We start from the raw sequence: 18983 nt of genomic DNA, 5'->3' as shown, positions 1-18983 counted from the left end.
GTCAGGGGCTGTCGGGGACGGGGACCGGGATGGGGATCGGGACGAACGGCACGTCGATGTAGGTGGTCGTCATCGGAGTGGTCGGCGGCACCGTGGGTTGCGTCGTGGCCGGTTGCGTCGTCGTCGGTTGTGTGGTGGTGGTCGTCGGCTCCGTCGTCGTGGTGGTGGTCGGCTCCGTCGTCGTCGGCGTCGTGGTGGTCGTCGTGGTGGTGGTGGTCGTCGTGGTGGTGGTCGTCGTGGTCGTCGGCGACGTGGTCGTGGTGGTCGGGGCCACCGTGGGCGGGGTGGTCACCACCGGCGGGGCCACCGGTTCCGGTGGCGGCGGCTGCACAGGCTGCTCGGAGATCGTGACCGTCTGGGCGGGCGGCGGCTCGGGCGAGGGCACCAGCGCACTGCTCAGCGGAACGTTGCCGGGTGTCGGCGTGGTCGGCTCCGAGGTGTCGACGCTGGTCAGTGCGATCGCCGCGCCGCCGACGGCGAGCAACGCGACCGCGGCGACCACACCGGTGACCGACAGCGGCAGACGCGGTCCGGCCCCGGCCCGGTCGTCGTCGTCCGGTGGAATGACCTCGGTCTCGTACGCCCCGGACAGCGCATACGGGTTGGGCCGCTGCTCCGGAATCTCGCCGGTGAACGGGACGACGTCGTCGGTCGAGTCGTCCTGTGACCACGCCAGCGCATACGTGCTGTCCGCCTCGGGCGTGGCCACCGTGGCCGTCTCGGCGCTACGTCCATACGCGGCCACCAGCGCCGCCCCGGCGGAGGCATCGAGACCAGGCCGTGGAGTCGTCACCACCGGTACCCGCAGTCGCTGCGAAACCTGTTGAGTGACAAAAGGAATAGCGGAACCTCCGCCGACGAGCGCCACCGAGGACACGCTGTTCCAGCCGATGTCGTTGCGGGCCAGAGCGTGCTCGAGAGCGGTGAACAGCCCGTCCAGCGGCCGCGCGAGGAGTTCGTCGAGCTCGGCCCGGGTCAGGCGGATGTCCCCCCGGTAGCCGGGCAGATCGGCGCTGATCTGGGTGACCGTCTGCGCCGACAGGCGTTCCTTGGCGGCGCGGCACTGCTCACGCAGTGCGGCCAGCGATCCGACCGCCGCCGTCTGCTCGGGGTCGACACCTCCGACCGCACCGTCGAGTACGTGGCTGAGGACCGCCTGGTCGATCTGGTCCCCGGCGAACTCGGCGTACCGCTCGGTGCCGCCGATCACCGTCAGCGCTGACGCAGCGTCGGCGAGCGTGATGCTGGTTCCACCGCCACCCAGGTCGAGCAGCACCACCACGCCGCGCCGGTCGAGGCCCGGATCGGCATTCAGCGCGGTGAGCGCGGCCTCGGCGTCGGGGACGAGTCGGGGAAGCGCGCCGGCCGGGGTGAGAACCTCGCTGGCCTGCAGCGTCTCCGCCAGCGCGGCGGTCGCGCCGGGGCCCCAGTACGACGGCACCGAGATCGCCACCTCGCTCGGGGCCTGCGGAGCGGCCAGCCCGGCCATCACCTCCAGCGCCTCGACCACCAGCTGCGCAGCGGGATACGACGAGCCGTCGGCGGCCACCAGCGGTACGGGATCCCCGACACGTTCGACGAACCCGGACAACACCACCCCACCGGGTCGGTCGCCCGCCGCGCCGACCTCGGGGGCGGCGTGGCCGTACACGGTGAGAACCGAACGCCGGATCACCGGCTGCCGGCCGACCGTCGCCGCCGCGAGGTTGGTGGTTCCGATGGACAGCCCCAACGCATCGCTCATGATTCAGGCCACCCTAAACGATTTGGCGGCCGCCGCCACGAAGCAGACGTCTCATGTGCTGCAATGACGCCCATGAGTGACATCGATGACATCAAGCAGGTCAAGTATCGCTATCTTCGTGCCCTGGACACCAAGCACTGGGACGAGTTCGCCGACACTCTCACCGAGGACGTCATCGGTCGCTACGGCGAGTCCATCGGCGAGGAGCACCACTTCACCACCCGCGACGACCTGGTGAACTTCATGCGCAACTCCCTGGGCCCGGAGATTCTCACGGAGCACCGGGTCAACCACCCCGAGATCACCGTCGACGGCGACGAGGCCACGGCCACCTGGTACCTGCAGGACCGCGTGATCGCGCCGGACTTCAACTTCATGCTGATCGGCGCCGGCTTCTACCACGACCGGTACCGCCGCACCGCCGACGGCTGGCGGATCTGTGAGACCGGCTACGACCGCACCTATGACGCGTCGATGAGCCTGGAGGCGCTGAACTTCAAGGTCAAGGCCGGCCGCGCGCTGAACATCTGATCCTCACTCGGTGATGGCGATCATCGCGCCGGGCCGCAACCAGCGCATGATCGTCACCAGTGTGGCGTCGTCGATCGCCACGCAGCCCGCGGTCGGCCCGCCGTCGGTGCTGTGCACGAAGAACGCCCCGCCCTTGCCCGGGATGCGCTCCTTGTTCACACCCATCACCACCGCGTGCGCGTACTGCGGGATGTCGAGGTTCTCGGTGCCCGCGCTCAGCGACGTGTCGAACGGACAGTTCTGCTTGTCGCACACCTGCATGGTGTTGTAGGTGGGGCTCTTCATGTCGCCGTCCCACCAGTGGTTGGGGCCGACCTGGATGTAGCGCAGGCCGCCACCGGGGTCGGGTTGGGTGCCGAACGCGAAGTCGAGCGTGTAGATGCCCTTCGGCGTCATCATCGACCCGTCGAAGTGGTTCGGCGACATGCCTTTTGCGCCGATCTTGGCGGGGATACCGACACCGCCGGCCACCGGTCGCCAGCCCGCCGCGGTGCGTTCCCACACGTCGAGTTTCGCGTCGGAGCCGCCGGTGCCGGTGACCGCCAGCACCTGGGTGGCCGGGCCGACCGAGTTGGCGAACCACGGCGAGAAGTCAGCCGCCGACGGTGGAGCCGCCAGCAGGCCCGCCGCCGCCACGGCCAACGCAACGGTCAGGCGGCGCAGCACATTTCGAAGACGGTCAGGTCGCGGCGCTGTCGGCATGCACCAACTGTGCCATCCAGGACCGCCATCGCGGCGCTTCTGCGGCGGCGGTGTCGGCCGCGGTGTCGCCGTAGAGGTACAGGCTGACCGAGATCATGGCCCGTCCGCCGGGCAGGCACCCACCCACCAGTGCGACGCCGGGGGCCGGGGATTCCAGCCGGACCATGACGTTGCGGAACTCCGCGGTGTGGTGCACGCATTCGACGGTGCCGGCCAGGCTAGGGACGCCCGGCGGCGTCTCGTACCGGTGGCCCACGTCGAGTCCCGTGATGCCCACCGCGGACGAAAGATCGGCCCACGCCCGGACCATGTCCCCTGGATGGCCGGTTCCGGCGAAGACGTTGGCGGCGCTCTGCCCGGGGTGGTCACGCAGGTACACGCGCAGCACATCGAAGAAGCCGGGCCAGCCGGTCTCGAAGGTCTCCATCTCGTCGTCCCAGTCGTCGCGGTCGGTGAACAGGCTCTGCACCATGCGCACCACGCAGCGGTCACCGGAGTGACTGGTGACGACGACCTCCGTGGCCAGCGGCGGTGCGTCGCCGCTCCAGCCGCGCTCTTCGTACCCGAACCGCGCGGGCGGCTGCCATTCGGTGACCACCCCGGAGCTGATGTCACCGTCGCCGAGATCGAACTCGATTGCGCCGCCGACGCGTTCGTCGACCGACGTGGGAGTGAACCATGCGCTCATCCCGGGGCCGGTGGCGATGGCCTGCCACACCTGCTCGGGCGTGCCCGGCACCAGGAACTCCATCTCGACCCAACGGCGTCCGTCGCCGTCCTTCTTCAGCGGCATGTCACTACTCCCTCTCCTGCTCGGTGGCCGGCATCGGATAGGCGGCGAGCACGACGCGGTGCGCCCGGCCGCGGGGGTCGGTTTCGTCGTGATACCGCGCGACCAACGCGGTCACGGCGTCCGCCAGCTCGTCGGTGAACGCGGCGCGGTCCGCGGCGGACCGAAACCTCACGGCGGTGTCGATGGTGAGCGTCGCGAGCCGCTTGCGACTGTCGCGGGCCGCCCGACACAGGTCGCCGACCTCCCGAACGACGCGGGCGGCGACCGCGATCAGGTAGCTCGCCGACATCCGGTCCCGCGTCCTGCCCGGATCGGATGCGACAGGACCGAGTGCGCCGGGCGAGACGACGTAGGACGCGGCCGTCGCGACGAGGAGACGTTCGGTCAGTCCGCCCCAGCGGCGTTCGCCGGCGACCGCCACCAGTCCGTGCTGCTCCAGCGCGCGCAGGTGGTAGTTGACCTTCTGCCTGGCGATACCGACCCGGGTGGCCAGGGCGGCAGCCGAGGCCGGTTCGGACAGTTCCGCCAGCAACCTGCTGCGCATCGGATCCAGCGCCGAGGCCGCGGCGGACGGATCGGCGATCACCTCGACTTCCAGCACGTCCGCCATCGTCACATTGACAAATTTATTTGTCAACGGACGTCGACACGTACGTTGGGCGTCATGGACCTTTCGCTTGGACGACTGCGCGGCCTTCGCCAGATCGGGGTCGGCCTCGGGACGCTGGACCGCGAGGTGTTCGAGGCCGTGGCGGAGTCGCCGAGCCCGTTGATCGACGCGGTGATGCCGCGGTTGACCAAGGCGGCCGACCATTCGAAGCTGTGGTTCGCCATCGCCGCGGGACTGGCGGCGTTCGGCACGCCGGCAGCGCGGCGCGGGGCCACCCGCGGCGTCCTGACCCTGGGGGTGACGAGCCTGGTCACCAATCAGGTGGCCAAGCGGATCTGGAAGCGGGACCGACCGAACTGGATCCTCGTTCCACTGTCGCGTCAGACGCACAGGTACCCGACGTCGAATTCGCTGCCGTCGGGGCATTCGGCCAGCGCCGCCGCGTTCGCCGTCGGTGTCGGGTTGGAGAGCGCCCCGCTGGGACTGGTGCTGGCGTTGTTGGCCGGGCTGGTCGGCATGTCCCGGATCGCGACCGGCGCGCACTATCCGGGCGACGTGCTGGCAGGTCTCGGTATCGGCGCCGGCGTCGCGGTGCTCGGCGCCCGCGTGGTTCCTCCGGTCGTCGAGACCCGACTGCCCACCGCGGAGCCGTTGCGGGTGGACACGCCGGCCCGCCCCGACGGCAGGGGCGTCACGCTGGTGATCAACCCGGCGTCGGGCAGCGGGACGGGAGCACGCGTGCGCGACGAGGTGCGGGAGGCGCTTCCGCGGGCCGAGATCGTCGAGCTCGGTGAGGACGACGACGTGCTGGAGGCGCTGAAGTCGGCCGCGCAGCACGCCGAGGTGCTCGGCGTCGGAGGGGGCGATGGGACGGTGGCCGCCGCGGCGGCGGTCGCGACCGAGGTCGGCATTCCGCTGGCGGTGTTCCCCGCGGGCACGTTCAACCACTTCGCCAAGGACATCGGCTGCGACACCGCGGCCAGGACGGTGGAGGCCATCCGGCAGGGGTGGGTGTCGTGTGTGGACTTGGTGTGCCTGAACGAGAAGCACATGGTGGTCAACACCGCGAGCATCGGCGCCTATCCGCAGTTCGTGAAGACCAGGGAGAAGCTCGAGCACAAGATCGGCAAGCCGCTGGCCGGTATCTACGCGATGTTCCACACGCTGCGCCGTGGAGAACCGGTACGGATCGCGTTCGACAACACGACCCTGCAGACGTCGCTGTTCTTCCTGGGTAATTCGACGTATCTGCCGTCGGGTTTCGCGCCGTCGCGCCGCACCCGGATGGACGACGGTCTGCTCGACGTCCGGATCCTGGAAACCGGCCGTCGGCTGAGCCGGTTGCGCATCCTGACCGCGGTCGCGCTGGGCCGGCTGGAGCGTAGTCCGCTGTATCACGAGCTGCGGGTGCCGGCGTTCTCGTTCCGTTCGGTCGACGGGCCGACGGTGCTCGCGCTCGACGGGGAGATCGGCACGGAGGTGACCGAGGCGACCTTCACCGCGCGGTATCGGGCGCTTCCGGTGTTCCGGCCGCTGGCCTGACGGGCGGGACCAGCAGCAGGCACGCGACGAAATAGGCGTAGCCGAGGGCCCAGCCCGCCACGACGTCCGAGGGGTGGTGCACGTTGAGCACCACCCGGCCCGCGCCGATGGTGAGGATGACGACGACGCCGAGCGCGACCAGCCAGCCGCGCCACGGCGCCCGGACCTTCGGCAGTACGACGGTGAGCAGGGCCGCGACCGACACCATGACGCCGAGGGCGTGTCCGGACGGAAACGACGTCGACAGCGCCCACACCATCGCGGTGTCCGGGCGCGGCCGGTCGGCGATGAACTTGGCGAGTTCGGTGAGCAGGCCGCTGAATTCGACGGTGAGCAGCAGGAACACCGCGAGCCGGAACCGGCGGCGGATCAGCGCGACGACGATGACGACCAGGACCGCCAGCCGGAACGCGCCGGGGCCGAGCACCGTGCAGAAGACGTCCCAGGCGGTGACCCAGCCGGGACGGGTCTCGCCGAAGCGGTACGCGGGGTCGAGCACGTCGGCGTCCACCCCGGCCAACCACGGCCACCCCTGCACGTAGCCGACCCACATGAGCAGGTACACGCCGATGGCCGCCGCGGCGCTGCCCAGCAGCCATCCGGTGTGCAACCTCACCTGACCAGCTGTACCACCGGCGTGCTGAGCTACCGTTCGGACATGGCCGTATTTCTGCGGAAGCTGTTCCGAATCGGCAAGCTTCCCAGCGCGTTGCGCGCGGAGGTCGAGGCCGAGGGGGTGCTGTTCCTCTCGGAGTACGTGGCTGTCACGCGCCGGTTCCGGGGCGCCGTGCCCGGCCTGCGGTCCAGCGGAAGCATCGCCAGCTATGTCGGCTCGCTCGTGGTGACCAACGAACGCGTGCTCGGGACGCTGTCGTCGGTGCCGAAGCTGGCCGGCCGGACCATCGACGTGCGCTGGGACGCCCCGCAATCGGGCGCGGTCAAGGCCGAGCTGTCAGAGGCGGGGCTGCTGCTCGACGTCGACGTGGCCGCCGTGGACCCGCGCTGCTCGGGCGAGCTGTCGCTGCACTACAAGGAGCGCATCCCGCCGGACGTGCTGGCCCGGCTGCCCCGCACGACGCTGGCCTACGACGTGCCGCCGGAGTTCGTGTTCCGGGCGGTCGGCGTGCCGTATCACCCCTGAGCAGTGGCGGCCATCGCCCGGTACCCGTCCCAGACGCTCGGATACCGCGGCCGCCACCCCGCGGCGTCACGGAAGCGGGCATTGTTCACCCGCAGTGACCTCGTCATCGACGTGGACCGGTCGCCCATCAACAGTGCCGCCCGTCCAGGAAGGGCGGCCCACGGTCTGACACCCACGGCGGCCGCCATCGCGGCGCTGTGCTGTCGCGCGGTCACGGGGCAGTCGTCGGTGACGTTGTACGTGCCCGGCGCGACGTCCAGGGCCGCGACGACCGCGTTCGCCGCGTCGGCGAGGTGGATCGAGGACATGTAGCTGTCGGGCCTGCCCGCCTGGAACGCGATGCGGCGGCGGGCCAGCCGCATGATCATCTCGCTGTGTCCGGCGCCGGACCCGTAGAAGAATCCGAACCGCAGAATCACGGCGTCCCCGCCGTTTTCCGCGAACCGCCGGTTGCTCGCCTCGGCGCCGTGATTGCCCACGGCGATCGGATAGTGGTCGACCGGCCAGGTCTCGTCGATCCACCGGGTGCCGCCGTCGCGGTAGACCATCGCCACCGACTCCTGCACCACCCGCCCGACGCCGGCGGCCAGCGCCGCGTCGACGAGGGCCGCCGACCCTTGTATCCGGATGCGGTGGCACTCCTTCCACGCCGATTTCTGCATGAAGCGCGTCGGGGACGGCAACGCCGAGGCCAGGTTCACCACCGCGGCATGGCCACGGAAGGCCTCGCTGAGCGCGGTGCGGTCGAACAGTGACACCTGCACCGCCGCGGCGCCCTGGCGTTGCAGCACCTCGGCTTTCGCGTCACTGCGCGCCAGGGCCGTCACGTCGTGCCCGGCGGCGACCAACGCCGGCACCGCGTAACCACCGATGGCTCCGGTGCCGCCGGTGACGAAGACCCGCATACTCCCCACGCTAGCCCCACCCCTCAGAAGGGCGGATCCTCATCGCGGGGTTCCAGTAGTGCCTCGTTCTCGCGGCGCTGCTCGGCGATGCGGCGGTCCCGCGCCTGCGCGCGGGTCTGGGTGCGGCGCGGCATGCCCAGACCCGAAGGCCGGCCCGGCTGGGCGGGAAACCGTGCGGCGGGATCGACGACGACCGGAGCCGTCGGCCGGCACAGCGCGGGGAACAGCACCCTGCTGCCGGGATGCGTCGTGACGACCTGACCACCCGGGGAGGTCCACACCACCGTGCCGTCCGGGGACTGGACATCACGCCAACCCCAGAACGTCTTGAGTAGGTGATGTCACCGACTGGCTTTATGACGCTTATAGGTGCGTAGACAAATTCTCAGGTTGACCAGCGAGTGCATCTCAAGCCGGGTGTCTGGACGGGGAGCCCCAGTTCCGACGCATCGCGCCGTCGGCAACTGCCTTACCCGCGGCGGTCGGCCGAAGACTTGCCCGCTACTCTGTGCTGCCCGGGGCAGGTTTTGAATGGGAGGTAACCGGCGTGACGCTTCTTCGTAGCATCGCTTCAGTCGGCATTGTCCTACCGCTAGCGGTGGCTTGCGGTAGCTCGGGCGGAACAGGTGCCGAATCCTCAGCCGGCGGGAATTCGTCGACGGCGGCCCCGGGGACGGCCGCGGTGATCGAGCGGTCTGGGTTCGGCGGCTCCGATGACTACCTGTGGGTGACCTCGACCGTCCGCGACGTGCCGGTCGGTCAGTACGCCACGGTGTCCTTCAATCTCTACGGCGCGGACGGAGCGCTGCTGAGCACCGAGTCGCAGACCGAGCAGGGGGTCAATCCGGGTGCCGTCATCACGGTGGGTACCCAGGTCACCGCGCCGGAGGGCGGGCCGGTGACGCGGATTGAGCCGACCCTGGATGTCAGCCAGCACGACCCGGTTCAGACCCCTGAGTTCAGCGACGTTGTGCTCGAGGTGGGGCCAGTGACGGTCGGGCAAGACAGCACCTTCGGCACACCTACCGCTGAGGCGGAGCTAGCCAACCCCTCCGATCAGCAGATCCCCGCCGCTCGTGTGGGTGTCGTCTGCTTCAACCCACAGGGCGACATCATCGGCGGCGGGTCAGAGTTTCCCGATGTCGTGCCCGCCCAGGGCAGAGTCAAGGTGTCGGCACGTCTTGTTGTGACGGGGATACCCGATCGCTGTGAGATGACCGCTCAGCCCTCCGACTTCTGATTCCGATAAACCTGAACGGTTGTCGACCACCGCGCTTTAGATGGCGTCCAGGACAGTTGCAGCAGTCCGGAGTGCGTATGCGACAGCCGCCGGGTGGTCCCAACCACCCCAGGATCCACGGGTGATGGCAGCGGAGCGTTCCCGCAGACCTCGGGCCTCATCTCCCAGGCACACGTCCCACGCGATGGTGGCGGCGACCGTCCGGGCGTCGTTGGCTGTCAGGTCGGCGAACGCCCCGGCGGCCACCAGCCGATTGGCGTAGCCGCGCAGGATGTCACGCACCGCGCCGGGGCGGGTGGCCCCGGAGGTGACGATCAGGTCGGCCGCGATTTGTGACGGGGTGGGATCAGCCGGGTTGAACGGTGGGCAGTAGTTGTTGCTCGTCATGTGGGTGACGGTAACTCGACCGCATCGAAATACCAAGTGGCACAGCCGAATTACGAATACTCGCAACCAGGTGCATATGTGCTGCTCGACGCATATGCGTTAACAGAGGCGGCGCGACGACGACGGCGGTAGGTTCCACCCCGACGGGGGCGGTAGCTCAGTCGGTCAGAGCCACGGACTCATAATCCGGAGGTCGCGGGTTCAAGCCCCGCCCGCCCCACCAACGCACGGCCCCCCGGTGCTGGACCACCCCGCCGATATGACAGAAGCCCGGCCCCACAGTTGGGACCCGGCTTCTGTCATACCGCACGTGTTGCGGGAACCGTTGGACCACAAAGGAGCCCGGCCCCAACGGGACCGGGCTCCTTCGCTAACGCCATCAACTAGAGCCTCACCGACCGCCGAAGCGGAAGCTGAGAAACCTGATGGTAGCGCGCGTGACGCCTACTGCTGCTTGGCTACAAAGTAGTGCCGCGAGTTGGGGTGTTGCCCCCGGCCGTCCGGGGCACCCGGTGGCCGACCCAGTGCCTTGTGCACCCCGGCCGGGCTCAGCCCGACGGCCTGGGCGATGGCCCGGATGGTCCACCCTTTGGCGCGGAGTTGGTGCACCTGGTGCTGCCGCTCCAGGTAGGTCAGGCCGGTGTTGTTGGTGCTCACGGGGTCTCCTCCCGATCGAGGTGGTCAGGGGATGCCGGAAGGACATCACCGTGACGGTCAAAAGGTGAACAGAATGTGTAGCCGCAGGGGTGGTTCCGCGGCGGGGGCGAAATGTTATGTGACCAGCGGCTTTCGGTCGCTCTGGCGGCGATGCACCGAAGGTATTGGGACCGAGGCGAACTCATCCGTTTGGCGGGGTGTTGTGTTCACTTTCGGCGGCGGGGGGAGAAGACCCCTACCGGGTGGCAGGGGCGGCGACCTGGGGTTCAAGAGGCAACACCCCCCCCGGTCAACCTAACCATGATGACGGTGACGATCGTCGTCGCGGCGTCGCTCCCGGCTGCCGTTGGCACGACGCCGTGGCGAGTGTGCGTCCTTTCGGAGAAACTGATGCTAAGCTGGCTACGCATCGCCAGTCGAGCTTAAGCTGCTTAAGGTCGCTTAGCGATACGCCATAGGCGCTGACGTGCTGTTTTGGGGATGTCAGCGGAAGGGTCATCGACCTAAGAGGGGTCGATGCTAAGCGAGTTAGGCATTGAATCGACATGGAGAACGCCTCCAACAATGGCCGCAAGGGCGGCAAGGTCCGAGCCGAGCGTCTGACACCCGCGGAACGGTCCGAATCGGCGCGCCGCGCCGCTGAGAAGCGATGGGGGAGGAACTGGGTGCAGGCAACGCACGCGGGCACGCTGGTGGTCGGCGACATGGAACTGGAAGTCGCGGTGCTGGAGGACGGCACCCGAGTGATCAACCAAAAGACCATCATGGGCGCGCTCGGCAGGTCGCTGTCGACCGGCCGCCACCAACGAACCGAGGGACGCCCACCATTCGTTGCCGCAGGCAACTTGGTCCCCTACTTCCCAGAGACGTTGCCGGACATGTTCCAGCCCATCGAGTTCCGCGTACCGGGACAGAACGTGTCGTCCACGGGTTTCCGTGCCGAAATCCTTCCACTGGTATGCGAGACGTACCTGGCGGCCAACGACGATGAGGCGCTGCTAGATTCGCAAAAGAACGCCGCCGAAGCAGCAGCCAAGCTGGTACGTGGCCTGGCGCGGGTCGGCATCATCGCGTTGGTTGACGAGGCAACGGGCTACCAGGATGTCAGAGCTCGCGACGAACTGGCTGCGATCCTCAACGCCTACATCGCGCCCGAGCTGCAACCCTGGACAAAGAGATTCCCGGACGAGTTCTTCCGCGAGATCTACAAGATCCAGGGCTGGGAGTTCAAACCCGGCACCTCCAGGCGCACGCCCTACGTCGGCAAGCTGATCAACAAGTACATCTACGAACAGCTGCCGCCCGGTGTGCTCGAAGAACTGCAGTCGCTGAACCCCCGTACACCGCAGGGTTACCGACGGCACCACCACCATCAGTACCTGACTGCTGAGACGGGCAACACTCATCTCGATCGCCAGATCTCAACCGTGACAACGCTAATGCGCATCTCCGACAACAAGCAACAATTCGAGCAGCTGTTCGAACGTGCGTTTCCACCGGCACAACCTCAGCTGCCACTCATCGTGGAGTTGGAGGACAGCCCATCGGAGCAGTAGGCGTTCTGAGTCGGTGGCCGCGCGGCATACGACCAGGATGCCGCGCGGCCAACCGTATTCGGGTGGTCAGAAGGTGGGTGCCGTCAGGCCGGTGATCTCCACGATGGACTGCGGGTACCGCTCGGCGGTGAAGGCGATGTAGCCGTACACCTGGAGCCGCACCGTCAGGGTGCCGCTACCCACGTCGGGCAGGACGCGCGACCGGATGCCCGATTCGAACAGCAGCAGGTCACTGGACCGCTGGACGTACACCAGGTCCTCGTTGGTCCCCTCGCCGTAGGTGGTGCCGATGTTGGGGTCGGTCACGACGGGCAGGCCCTGCAGCTGTCCCACAACCTGCTGGGAGGCCACAGCGTCGAGGGTGGCGACTCCGTTGGTGCCGTTGGCGGCCGGCAGAACAAGGGGGCGGCCGTCGTCGCCCAGCTCGGCCGTCATCCACGCCCACCGACGCGGATGCATCACGATGTGCTCGGGCGGCAGGAACCGGCTTGTCGACACCCGCTGGATGCCGTCGGCGATGGCGGCGTAGAAGGCCCCCACGCTGACGGTCGGCACCTCGATGGTGCCGATGCCCGGAGTGCCGTGAACACCGAGGACCTGGCCGTTGGTGCCGCCCCCCACCAGTACCTGCAGGTCCAGCTTGGAGCTGAAGTCCGCGATCAGATCCTGGAAGATCACCTGGTCGAAGTTGACCGGCGACTGGTCCAGCAGCTGGATCGCCACGTCGGTTTGACCCGCGATGGTGCGGACCTTGGCCTCGATCGAGGTGTCATCCATGTCCTGCTCGGTCACGGCGGTGTTGTCGGCCGCCTGGATGCCCGTGGCGGTTCCGGTCGCCACCTTCGGAATGTTGATGCTGTTAGTCCCGGCAGGCAGGGCCAGCTGGGTGCACAGATCGGCGTACGCGCGACCGGCGCGGGCCTTGGGCACGAACTGATCGACCAACCATGCCGGGGGCACGAAGTACCCACCGTTGCCGTCGGTGGTGTCCATGTCGCGGCGCTCCAAGCCGGATTCCTGCGCATGACGACGCAGACGGGCAATCGCGTCGCCCGTGTCGTCCAGGCCCCGGTGATGGCGCGCCAGGTCCTGAAAGTAGCTGCGGCCGTTGCCCTTCTGGTAGGTCCTCGGTTCGTTGACCTCCAAACCTCCGTGCGCGCGGTGGATTGCTTGTGCTCCGGGGTTGTCCTGGCCGGACCGCTGTCGTTGGTTGGCGCGCTCCTGTTCTGCATTCGGTCGCCCGCCGCGGGTGGGTGCGATGTCGCGGCGTTCCAGCTCGGCGTCCAGCTGGTCGATCTGAGCCGTCACGTCGCTGTGGGCGCGCCGCTCGGCGTCTGTCATGTTGCGGTTGTTGGTCCGGGCGGGTGCGGTGATGGCGTGCCGCTTTGCGCTGAGATTGGCCTGCCACTGCTGCAGGGTGTGGGTGTCTGGCACTTGTTGCCTCCTGGCAAACATGCTGTGGCGCAGACGAATCCATCACGCACAGCGCGTTGATAAGGGGATTCGGCTGGTCCGTCAGTGCCAGATACGGCAGGCCCGGTCATCGGGCTGCCGTAGCCAACCAAGCCGGGGCGTGGTTGGCGCGGGGCCTAAGTGAGATACGTGCGCTTCCTCGGGATCCGGGGTCCGCTGGGTATCACCTGCCAGGGAGTGTAGCTCAGACACACTGCGAAACCCCAGGTTCGGGGTGTCGGGCAACCTGTGTCAGTCGCCGGTCAGTCGGTCGTTGGCCTGACCGGCGGTGTCGAGCGCGTCCATTGCTTGCCGTTCCAGGAACCCACACAGGTCGGCCGGGTCCAGTCCCGTCATCACCCCCAGGGCCGCGACGTGCTCACGGGCCGCTGCCGTCAGTGTCAGCTGCCACGCCGCCGGGTGCAGACACAACAGCTCGGCCAGCACGTTGGTCCTACCTTCCTCGCTCCCAGCGGCCAGCGCGGCACACAGCCGCAGGAACGCGGAGCGACCGGCGGCCAGCTCATCGGGAACCGCGTTGGTGGGGTTGGTCATCATTTCTCCTCGGTTGTGATGATCCGACCGGCCAGGACGCCGGTCGGAAGTTTCTGTGGCGGTAGTGATTCGACCCACGACGTGCAGGCGGTCAGCGCGGGGCACTGCTGGCACAGCGCGATGGCTTCCGCGTGCCTGGTCTCGGGTGCGCGGTGGTCGCGCCCCTGGTCCAGGTCGAACAGGTCCCACTGACCCCGGCACAGCGCCCCGGGTAGCTCGGGGGTGGTGAACAGGTCGGCCAGCGGAATGGCCGCCGCGGACTTGGCTTCGCGCGGGCCGCGTTTCTTGGGCACCACCAGGCCGTCACGGACCCGCTGACGGTAGCGGGCGTCCCGTGCTCGGGCGGCCTCGCGCTGCAAGCATTCACGGCAGCCGCATGTCTCGGTGTGGGCGACCGTCACTCGGTGTCCTTCGGGTGTCGCGGTTCGGAAGGGTCGACGTAATCGACCGGGCGGTGGCGTGGTTCCGGCCGGGGTGCCACTGTGGGGGCTACTGCCGGGTCAGAGCACGCTGCCGGGTCCAACCACCCCGGCAGGGGGCTGCTGGCGCGGCAGCGGTCCACGCACGGTGCCCTGCGGACCCTGCCGTCGGAGCGGGTGCAGTACGTCCCCGCGTTGGCACCACAGTGCGGGCACTTGACCGACAGCGCACCGGACTGCCGGTATGCCTCCGCGATCGGGCCAGGGAACAGGATCACAGCGGCACCCCGCTAGTCGGTCGGTAGCGGAACGCTAAGCGCCAAGCTAGGTTCCAGCCAATAGTGCCGTACCCACCCAAGGTGACGATGGCTCGCGCGGACGCTTCGCGCCCTTGCAGACGAGATGGTGTGGTCAACCGGCGTGGGTGGTTGCGTAGATCCGCGAGTGGGGTGCGCGTTGTTCCGCTGGTCGGGTGGTCGGATCGTTCCATCGGTTGGCTGCACGCGCCGTCCGTACCGATGAGATACGACCATCGGGGGTTCGCGTAGCGGTTCCCCGATGGGCTGCAAGCGAAGCGCGCTAGCACCGTTCCGTTGGTCGGGTACCTCACCCAGATGTGCCGTGCCCCAGAAACGTAACCCATACCTCCCCCCGGGGAGTTGTGTAAGTCACTGCTGGTCAGCGCATTACGCCGAAAACTCCTTAGACATTTCACAGGCTGACCTGGCACCCCAACTCCCCCCTATACCTCCCCCGGGGGAGTTGAGTACAACTCCCCCGGGGAGTTCGGGAAGTCAGCAAACCGTTTCCGTGCCTGCTTGCTGTCCCACTTGTCGCGCTCACGCTTCCGCAGCGCACGTAGCCTGTCCGGGGTGTTCTCCTTGCGGATCCAGGCGTACCGGTAGCCCCCTGGCACGCGGACCCACAAGCCCGCGCGGACCAACGCAGCGGCGGCCTTCGCGGCCCCCCACCCCCGCACCAGGTAGTCGGGAACCTCCCACTGATCGGGCACATAATGCTTGCCCCGGACTTGGGCCATGCACCAGCTACCAGCCATCGAATACAGTCCAGCACCCGACATCCCGACCTCCAAGAATCGGGGATCCTGATGCTCCTCATCGCCGGTGTACCAAAACGCCATCGGTCCACCACCTTTCGCGTGGATGGCCCCTTTGCCGCGTCCCGGAGCCGGGGGTGGTCGCTGATGTGTGAATCGTGGTGTTACGGGCGGGCGGGGTGGTCACCCCGCCGCTTTGCGCCGGACGGGTCGCAGTAGCTCGGCTAGCTTGTCCCGTTGGTCGACCGTGAAACGTGGTGCGCGTTCGACTTGTGCTGCGATCCATTCGCGGTCAGCTCGGGTAAGTGGGTTGGTGTGTGCGGCGCTCATCGAGACTGGCCGATCCCCAGGGCGTCCAGGTCCGCCCGCCGGATGCGCCACTGGTGGCCGATCCTGTAGGCCGGGATAGTGCCCTTGCGGATCAGCTCGAGCGCGGTCCTGTAGCCGATTCGCTTTTCGGTCGCGAACTCTCGGACTGTGAGATCAGGTGCGGCCGTCTGGCTGACAACGGACATGCAGACTCCTATCGGGGGTCTGCCTGTCCGCATAGTCGCCCGTTGGCGTGTGGACTGGCCCAGGTTGGGTCAGTAGTTCGATCGGTGGTCGATGGTAGTTCAATGTCGATCAGCGACGATTACCGTGGGTGTCGAATTACTCTCTGGTAGTCAGTAATTCGGTATAGCGGGCTAGACGCTACGGCCATTGCCGCCTCCAGGTTCCGAATCTGCACTAGGCGCTCCGTTGCAGTAAGAAACACCCCCGGCACCGGAGTGTCGGGGGTAGGTGTCAGTGGGGTCAGAGCCAGTCAATCGCCAGGCGGTCGCGGTGCTGGAAGTCCTTGCGCCGACCCTTCCCGATGGGCAACACCCGGATGGTGCACACGACGTTGAGCACCGCACGGAACCGATCGGGCTCCCGGGCCGCCAGGTCCCCCAGCGCCGCTTCAACCTCGTCACTGCCCAGCGGAATGCCGTCCAGGATTCTCATCCGTTCCTGGTCGGTATCCTGAATGTTCAGCGCCGCCAACTTGTCCTTGGTTCGGGCCGTCGCGCGGGCCGCCTGCTCGCGGGTGAGCTCGCCGTCGGCCAGCATGTCAGCGATCTCGTCCAGCCGCGCCATCAGCACCAGCCGGTCTTGGCGTAGCTTGGCCGCCACCTCCGCATCATGCTGGGTGCTCCTAATCAGATCCACTGCATCGGGGCGAGACAGCCGCGCTGCCACCATCCCGAACACCAGCGGCTCGACGTGCTCGGCCCGCATCGTTGACCCGCGGCACACCCGGCACCCGTACGTGATGGAGTACCCCACCGCGCGGGGAGGCTTCGACTCTCCAGCCTTCGGCCGACCCGGCTGCCCACCCGTGGGTCGCGCGACCCACTTGGCCACCAACTTGCCCCCACACTCGGGCTTGCCACACACCAGCACGCCCGTCAGCAGGTGTTTGGCGACACTCTTGGGCCCAGGACGGCGACGCTCCGACGACGCCAAATATGTCTGCGCGGCGTACCACAGCTCCTCATCCACCAGCGGCGGCCACGTCCCGCGCACTGGCTTTCCGTCGCCGTCGAGGACTAGCACGTCGTTGTGGGACCGCAACCCTGCGTTGCGTGCCGACCGCAGAAACAGGCTGACAGTTGAAGGGCTCCAAGGCGTTCCGGTAGCGCCGAGATGTCCGGCGTCGTTCCACTTGGCCGCGATGCTGGTGATGGTGCGCCCGTTCATCAGGTCGCGGTAGGCCTGACTCACCAACGGGGCCACAACGGGGTCCACTTCACGCACGCCAGTGTCTGATTCCTTGGAGCCGGTATAGGGGAGGTACCCAAAAGCTCTGCGCCACTGAGGGAAGCCACGGTCGGCTTTCTGCTTGGCCGCTCGTAGCTGACGAACCCGCATCATCGCCACCTCATGCTCTGACACTGCCGTCTTGACTTGGGCCATCATCACCCCGGTGGGTGAGTTCAGGTCAATGTCACCCTGCCCGGTCGTGGCCAACTTGATCGGGCGGCCCACCGACGCGAAGAACCGGCGTAGTTCCTCCAGTTCGTGCATCATGCGCCAGCCGCGATCCTGGTCCCAGGCGGCAATGGCATCGATCCTTCCCGCCTTGATGTCGGCAAGGAGTCGGTCCCACTCGGGCCGCTCCTTGCCGTTCGACGCGCTGCGGTCGTTGTCCGGGTAGAACTCGACGGGGGTCCACCCCTTCACCTGACACAGCGCGGTGGTGTCCTCGCGCTGGCGGTCGACGCCGGCCCGCTTGTCGGTCCTGTCGCTGCTGATCCGTAGATAGCAACCTGCCCTGACCTGCTGCGTCTTTGCGTTCTCCCTGTCCACAAATTAAAGGTAACAAAGCCAGTCGGTAATGTTTTCGGCACAGCGCCTTCAGGTTCGACGCCTGCGTCGGCCCCACCGGATAGGCGATCGTATGGTCGAGGTCGCAGCGGTCGGCGGGCACGTCGCAGCCCGGGAACCGGCACGTCATGTCGCGGCAGCGGACGAAATCGGCCAGCTTCGCCGACGGTACATAGCGCGGCTCCGGCGGTGACTGCCCGGGATGGATGAGGCGCCGGATACTCGCCGTACCCGCCAGCACGGCAGCAAGCAGCGGCGCCGGCAGCATCGCTCCGCCGAGGATCATCGCGGGCTTGGTCTTCGCCGGCCCGGTCGCCGGAGGAGGAGCGAGCAGATCCTTACGCCGTCCAGGTTCCGGCGCGGGATCCGGTGGGCGTTCACCGTGCCCGGCGAACGGTGTGTCGTCGGTCAGGCTGTCTTCTTGGGCGATCACGTGCACCACGACCGCACTCGGGGCGCGCTCGGCGGCCGGGCAGTCGTCGGCACCGCACAGGCACGTCAGGCGGTCCGCTTTGGCCGCCATCGCGCCCATCGCCGCTGACCGGCGTTGATCCGCCGTCCGGGGATCGCGGTGGCAGACGCTGCGCTCCATTTCGTCCAGCCGCCGGTCGAGGGCTTCGCCGTCGTGGGAGTGCAGGACCGCCTCGACGTAACACACGCCGGAACCGTTCTCGCCCGGCGTCACGTCGACGTGGCACGACCGCGATGAGGCCTCTGCCCGCACGACCGCCGCGGGGTCGAATCTGTCGACCCAGTAGTCGATCTCGGCTTCCTGCTTGGCAATCGACAGCGTGCCCCATGCGGTGATCTGTGCGGCGATCTCGGTGTCGACCTTTGCCCTGGCATCAGGGTCGACGACCAATCGGGTGCGCTTCACGACTGCCCTGGCCAGCCGGTACGAGATTGCACCGGAGGCGAACACCTCTGCCACCCGGGGCAGCCGTTCGCGCAGCGCCCACGCGTCGAGAAGCTCGTTGGACGCCACCCCGGGCGACACGTTCTCAGCCGCGGCCACCTCGGCCGACACCGCATCCCAGTTGTCCAGGCACCACTGTTCACGTTCACCGCTGTCCATGTCGGCGAGCTTGGCCTCCAGCAGATCCGCCATCGCGGCGAGCCGGTGCGCGGCAGCGGCGTTCTCCACGCGGGCCCACGCCCCGACGGCCGCCGCACCGCGCGACCGCGACGCCTCCGACACCAACCGTTCGAACATGCTTGCGGCTCCTCAGGTTCTTGTGGGTAGCTGAGGGTGCAGTCCGCCGAGGCAGAGATAGATCATTGAGGTCAGTGTTCGGGCTGAGTGGTGGCCGTAGCCGCGGGCGTTGATGAGGCGGATTTTGGCG

20 protein-coding genes, 1 tRNA gene and 1 pseudogene are annotated in these 18983 nt (G+C 67.9%); 6 read left to right on the top strand and 16 right to left on the bottom strand.

Going from position 1 to position 18983, the window contains the following annotated elements:
- Window position 1: 1 nt before the first annotated feature.
- The gene (locus tag ASJ79_RS08265) at window positions 2-1744 is read right to left on the bottom strand and encodes an Hsp70 family protein (RefSeq protein WP_067954229.1); all 1743 of its coding nucleotides are present in this window, start codon (window positions 1742-1744) and stop codon (window positions 2-4) included.
- Window positions 1745-1816: 72 nt separating this feature from the next.
- On the opposite strand from ASJ79_RS08265, the gene ASJ79_RS08260 reads away from it, so the two are divergent.
- Window positions 1817-2275, top strand: coding sequence for a nuclear transport factor 2 family protein (locus ASJ79_RS08260; protein WP_067954228.1), 459 nt, complete (start codon window positions 1817-1819; stop codon window positions 2273-2275).
- A 3-nt stretch (window positions 2276-2278) separates the two neighbouring features.
- Here ASJ79_RS08260 and ASJ79_RS08255 read toward each other — a convergent pair whose 3' ends face one another.
- Genes ASJ79_RS08255 through ASJ79_RS08245 form a run of 3 tightly spaced genes read right to left on the bottom strand, consistent with a single transcriptional unit; the run spans window position 2279 to window position 4371 of the window.
- On the bottom strand, window positions 2279-2977 hold the full coding sequence (locus ASJ79_RS08255; RefSeq protein ID WP_156448335.1) for a L,D-transpeptidase: 699 nt from the start codon (window positions 2975-2977) through the stop codon (window positions 2279-2281).
- Window positions 2955-3770 (bottom strand): SRPBCC domain-containing protein, encoded by an 816-nt coding sequence (locus tag ASJ79_RS08250; protein ID WP_197420126.1) that lies wholly within the window; start codon window positions 3768-3770, stop codon window positions 2955-2957. The genes ASJ79_RS08255 and ASJ79_RS08250 overlap by 23 nt, the downstream gene beginning before the upstream one ends.
- A 4-nt stretch (window positions 3771-3774) precedes the next feature.
- On the bottom strand, window positions 3775-4371 hold the full coding sequence (locus ASJ79_RS08245; RefSeq protein WP_067954249.1) for a helix-turn-helix domain-containing protein: 597 nt from the start codon (window positions 4369-4371) through the stop codon (window positions 3775-3777).
- A gap of 63 nt (window positions 4372-4434) precedes the next feature.
- Here ASJ79_RS08245 and ASJ79_RS08240 point away from each other — a divergent pair, with 63 nt between their 5' ends.
- Window positions 4435-5922 (top strand): bifunctional phosphatase PAP2/diacylglycerol kinase family protein, encoded by a 1488-nt coding sequence (locus ASJ79_RS08240; RefSeq protein ID WP_067954227.1) that lies wholly within the window; start codon window positions 4435-4437, stop codon window positions 5920-5922.
- Here the strand turns inward: ASJ79_RS08240 and ASJ79_RS08235 are convergent.
- Window positions 5876-6538 (bottom strand): phosphatase PAP2 family protein, encoded by a 663-nt coding sequence (locus ASJ79_RS08235; protein ID WP_067954226.1) that lies wholly within the window; start codon window positions 6536-6538, stop codon window positions 5876-5878. The genes ASJ79_RS08240 and ASJ79_RS08235 overlap by 47 nt on opposite strands.
- Window positions 6539-6580: 42 nt before the next feature.
- Between ASJ79_RS08235 and ASJ79_RS08230 the strand changes: the two genes are divergently transcribed.
- Window positions 6581-7063: a hypothetical protein gene (locus ASJ79_RS08230; RefSeq protein WP_067954248.1), complete on the top strand. Its 483-nt coding sequence runs from the start codon at window positions 6581-6583 to the stop codon at window positions 7061-7063.
- Here the strand turns inward: ASJ79_RS08230 and ASJ79_RS08225 are convergent.
- Window positions 7054-7968 (bottom strand): NAD(P)-dependent oxidoreductase, encoded by a 915-nt coding sequence (locus tag ASJ79_RS08225; RefSeq protein WP_067954225.1) that lies wholly within the window; start codon window positions 7966-7968, stop codon window positions 7054-7056. The genes ASJ79_RS08230 and ASJ79_RS08225 overlap by 10 nt on opposite strands.
- 23 nt (window positions 7969-7991) lie before the next feature.
- Complete coding sequence (locus ASJ79_RS08220) at window positions 7992-8252, bottom strand: hypothetical protein (RefSeq protein ID WP_067954224.1); 261 nt, start codon at window positions 8250-8252, stop codon at window positions 7992-7994.
- A 443-nt stretch (window positions 8253-8695) separates the two neighbouring features.
- Between ASJ79_RS08220 and ASJ79_RS08215 the strand changes: the two genes are divergently transcribed.
- Window positions 8696-9208 (top strand): hypothetical protein, encoded by a 513-nt coding sequence (locus ASJ79_RS08215; RefSeq protein WP_156448334.1) that lies wholly within the window; start codon window positions 8696-8698, stop codon window positions 9206-9208.
- 36 nt (window positions 9209-9244) lie between these two features.
- On the opposite strand, the gene ASJ79_RS08210 is transcribed toward ASJ79_RS08215, so the two are convergent.
- Window positions 9245-9595, bottom strand: a complete 351-nt coding sequence (locus tag ASJ79_RS08210) for a hypothetical protein (protein WP_067954222.1) — start codon at window positions 9593-9595, stop codon at window positions 9245-9247.
- 146 nt (window positions 9596-9741) lie between these two features.
- Here ASJ79_RS08210 and ASJ79_RS08205 point away from each other — a divergent pair.
- Window positions 9742-9818, top strand: a tRNA-Ile gene (locus ASJ79_RS08205).
- 221 nt (window positions 9819-10039) lie between these two features.
- Here the strand turns inward: ASJ79_RS08205 and ASJ79_RS08200 are convergent.
- Window positions 10040-10252 (bottom strand): hypothetical protein, encoded by a 213-nt coding sequence (locus ASJ79_RS08200; protein ID WP_067954221.1) that lies wholly within the window; start codon window positions 10250-10252, stop codon window positions 10040-10042.
- 545 nt (window positions 10253-10797) lie between these two features.
- Between ASJ79_RS08200 and ASJ79_RS08195 the strand changes: the two genes are divergently transcribed.
- Entirely contained in the window at window positions 10798-11808 is a 1011-nt protein-coding gene (locus ASJ79_RS08195) for a P63C domain-containing protein (RefSeq protein WP_067954220.1), read from the top strand.
- Between the two features lie 66 nt (window positions 11809-11874).
- Here the strand turns inward: ASJ79_RS08195 and ASJ79_RS30815 are convergent, their stop codons facing one another.
- The 7 genes and pseudogenes from ASJ79_RS30815 to ASJ79_RS30810 all read right to left on the bottom strand — a co-directional run.
- Window positions 11875-13242 (bottom strand): phage major capsid protein, encoded by a 1368-nt coding sequence (locus tag ASJ79_RS30815; RefSeq protein WP_231750781.1) that lies wholly within the window; start codon window positions 13240-13242, stop codon window positions 11875-11877.
- Between the two features lie 270 nt (window positions 13243-13512).
- Window positions 13513-13815 carry a hypothetical protein gene (locus ASJ79_RS08185; protein ID WP_067954219.1) on the bottom strand — a complete coding sequence of 101 codons (303 nt, stop codon included), beginning with the start codon at window positions 13813-13815 and terminating at the stop codon, window positions 13513-13515.
- Window positions 13815-14216: a hypothetical protein gene (locus tag ASJ79_RS08180; RefSeq protein WP_067954218.1), complete on the bottom strand. Its 402-nt coding sequence runs from the start codon at window positions 14214-14216 to the stop codon at window positions 13815-13817. Before ASJ79_RS08180 ends, ASJ79_RS08185 begins: the two co-directional genes overlap by 1 nt.
- Before the next feature lie 760 nt (window positions 14217-14976).
- Window positions 14977-15273: a hypothetical protein gene (locus tag ASJ79_RS08175; protein ID WP_156448333.1), complete on the bottom strand. Its 297-nt coding sequence runs from the start codon at window positions 15271-15273 to the stop codon at window positions 14977-14979.
- A 344-nt stretch (window positions 15274-15617) separates the two neighbouring features.
- A complete protein-coding gene (locus ASJ79_RS08170) occupies window positions 15618-15806 on the bottom strand; it encodes a helix-turn-helix domain-containing protein (RefSeq protein ID WP_067954216.1) in 189 nt (62 codons plus the stop codon).
- Between the two features lie 280 nt (window positions 15807-16086).
- Window positions 16087-17622 (bottom strand): recombinase family protein, encoded by a 1536-nt coding sequence (locus ASJ79_RS08165; RefSeq protein ID WP_067954215.1) that lies wholly within the window; start codon window positions 17620-17622, stop codon window positions 16087-16089.
- A 160-nt stretch (window positions 17623-17782) separates the two neighbouring features.
- Window positions 17783-18853 (bottom strand): annotated as a pseudogene (locus ASJ79_RS30810) (DUF222 domain-containing protein); the annotation flags it as partial.
- Between the last annotated feature and the right edge of the window lie 130 nt (window positions 18854-18983).

The organism is Mycobacterium sp. NAZ190054 (genome assembly GCF_001545925.1).
Classification (GTDB): Bacteria; Actinomycetota; Actinomycetes; order Mycobacteriales; family Mycobacteriaceae; genus Mycobacterium.
Note: the sequence above shows the minus strand (reverse complement) of the source record. Positions and strands in the feature narration are given on the sequence as shown.

Coding starts and splice junctions, on each gene's coding strand:
- ASJ79_RS08265 (WP_067954229.1), bottom strand. CDS start 1,744: ATGAGCGATGCGTTGGGGCTGTCCATCGGAACCACCAACCTCGCGGCG.
- ASJ79_RS08260 (WP_067954228.1), top strand. CDS start 1,817: ATGAGTGACATCGATGACATCAAGCAGGTCAAGTATCGCTATCTTCGT.
- ASJ79_RS08255 (WP_156448335.1), bottom strand. CDS start 2,977: ATGCCGACAGCGCCGCGACCTGACCGTCTTCGAAATGTGCTGCGCCGC.
- ASJ79_RS08250 (WP_197420126.1), bottom strand. CDS start 3,770: ATGCCGCTGAAGAAGGACGGCGACGGACGCCGTTGGGTCGAGATGGAG.
- ASJ79_RS08240 (WP_067954227.1), top strand. CDS start 4,435: ATGGACCTTTCGCTTGGACGACTGCGCGGCCTTCGCCAGATCGGGGTC.
- ASJ79_RS08230 (WP_067954248.1), top strand. CDS start 6,581: ATGGCCGTATTTCTGCGGAAGCTGTTCCGAATCGGCAAGCTTCCCAGC.
- ASJ79_RS08225 (WP_067954225.1), bottom strand. CDS start 7,968: ATGCGGGTCTTCGTCACCGGCGGCACCGGAGCCATCGGTGGTTACGCG.
- ASJ79_RS08210 (WP_067954222.1), bottom strand. CDS start 9,595: ATGACGAGCAACAACTACTGCCCACCGTTCAACCCGGCTGATCCCACC.
- ASJ79_RS08195 (WP_067954220.1), top strand. CDS start 10,798: ATGGAGAACGCCTCCAACAATGGCCGCAAGGGCGGCAAGGTCCGAGCC.
- ASJ79_RS08185 (WP_067954219.1), bottom strand. CDS start 13,815: ATGACCAACCCCACCAACGCGGTTCCCGATGAGCTGGCCGCCGGTCGC.
- ASJ79_RS08175 (WP_156448333.1), bottom strand. CDS start 15,273: ATGGCCCAAGTCCGGGGCAAGCATTATGTGCCCGATCAGTGGGAGGTT.
- ASJ79_RS08170 (WP_067954216.1), bottom strand. CDS start 15,806: ATGTCCGTTGTCAGCCAGACGGCCGCACCTGATCTCACAGTCCGAGAG.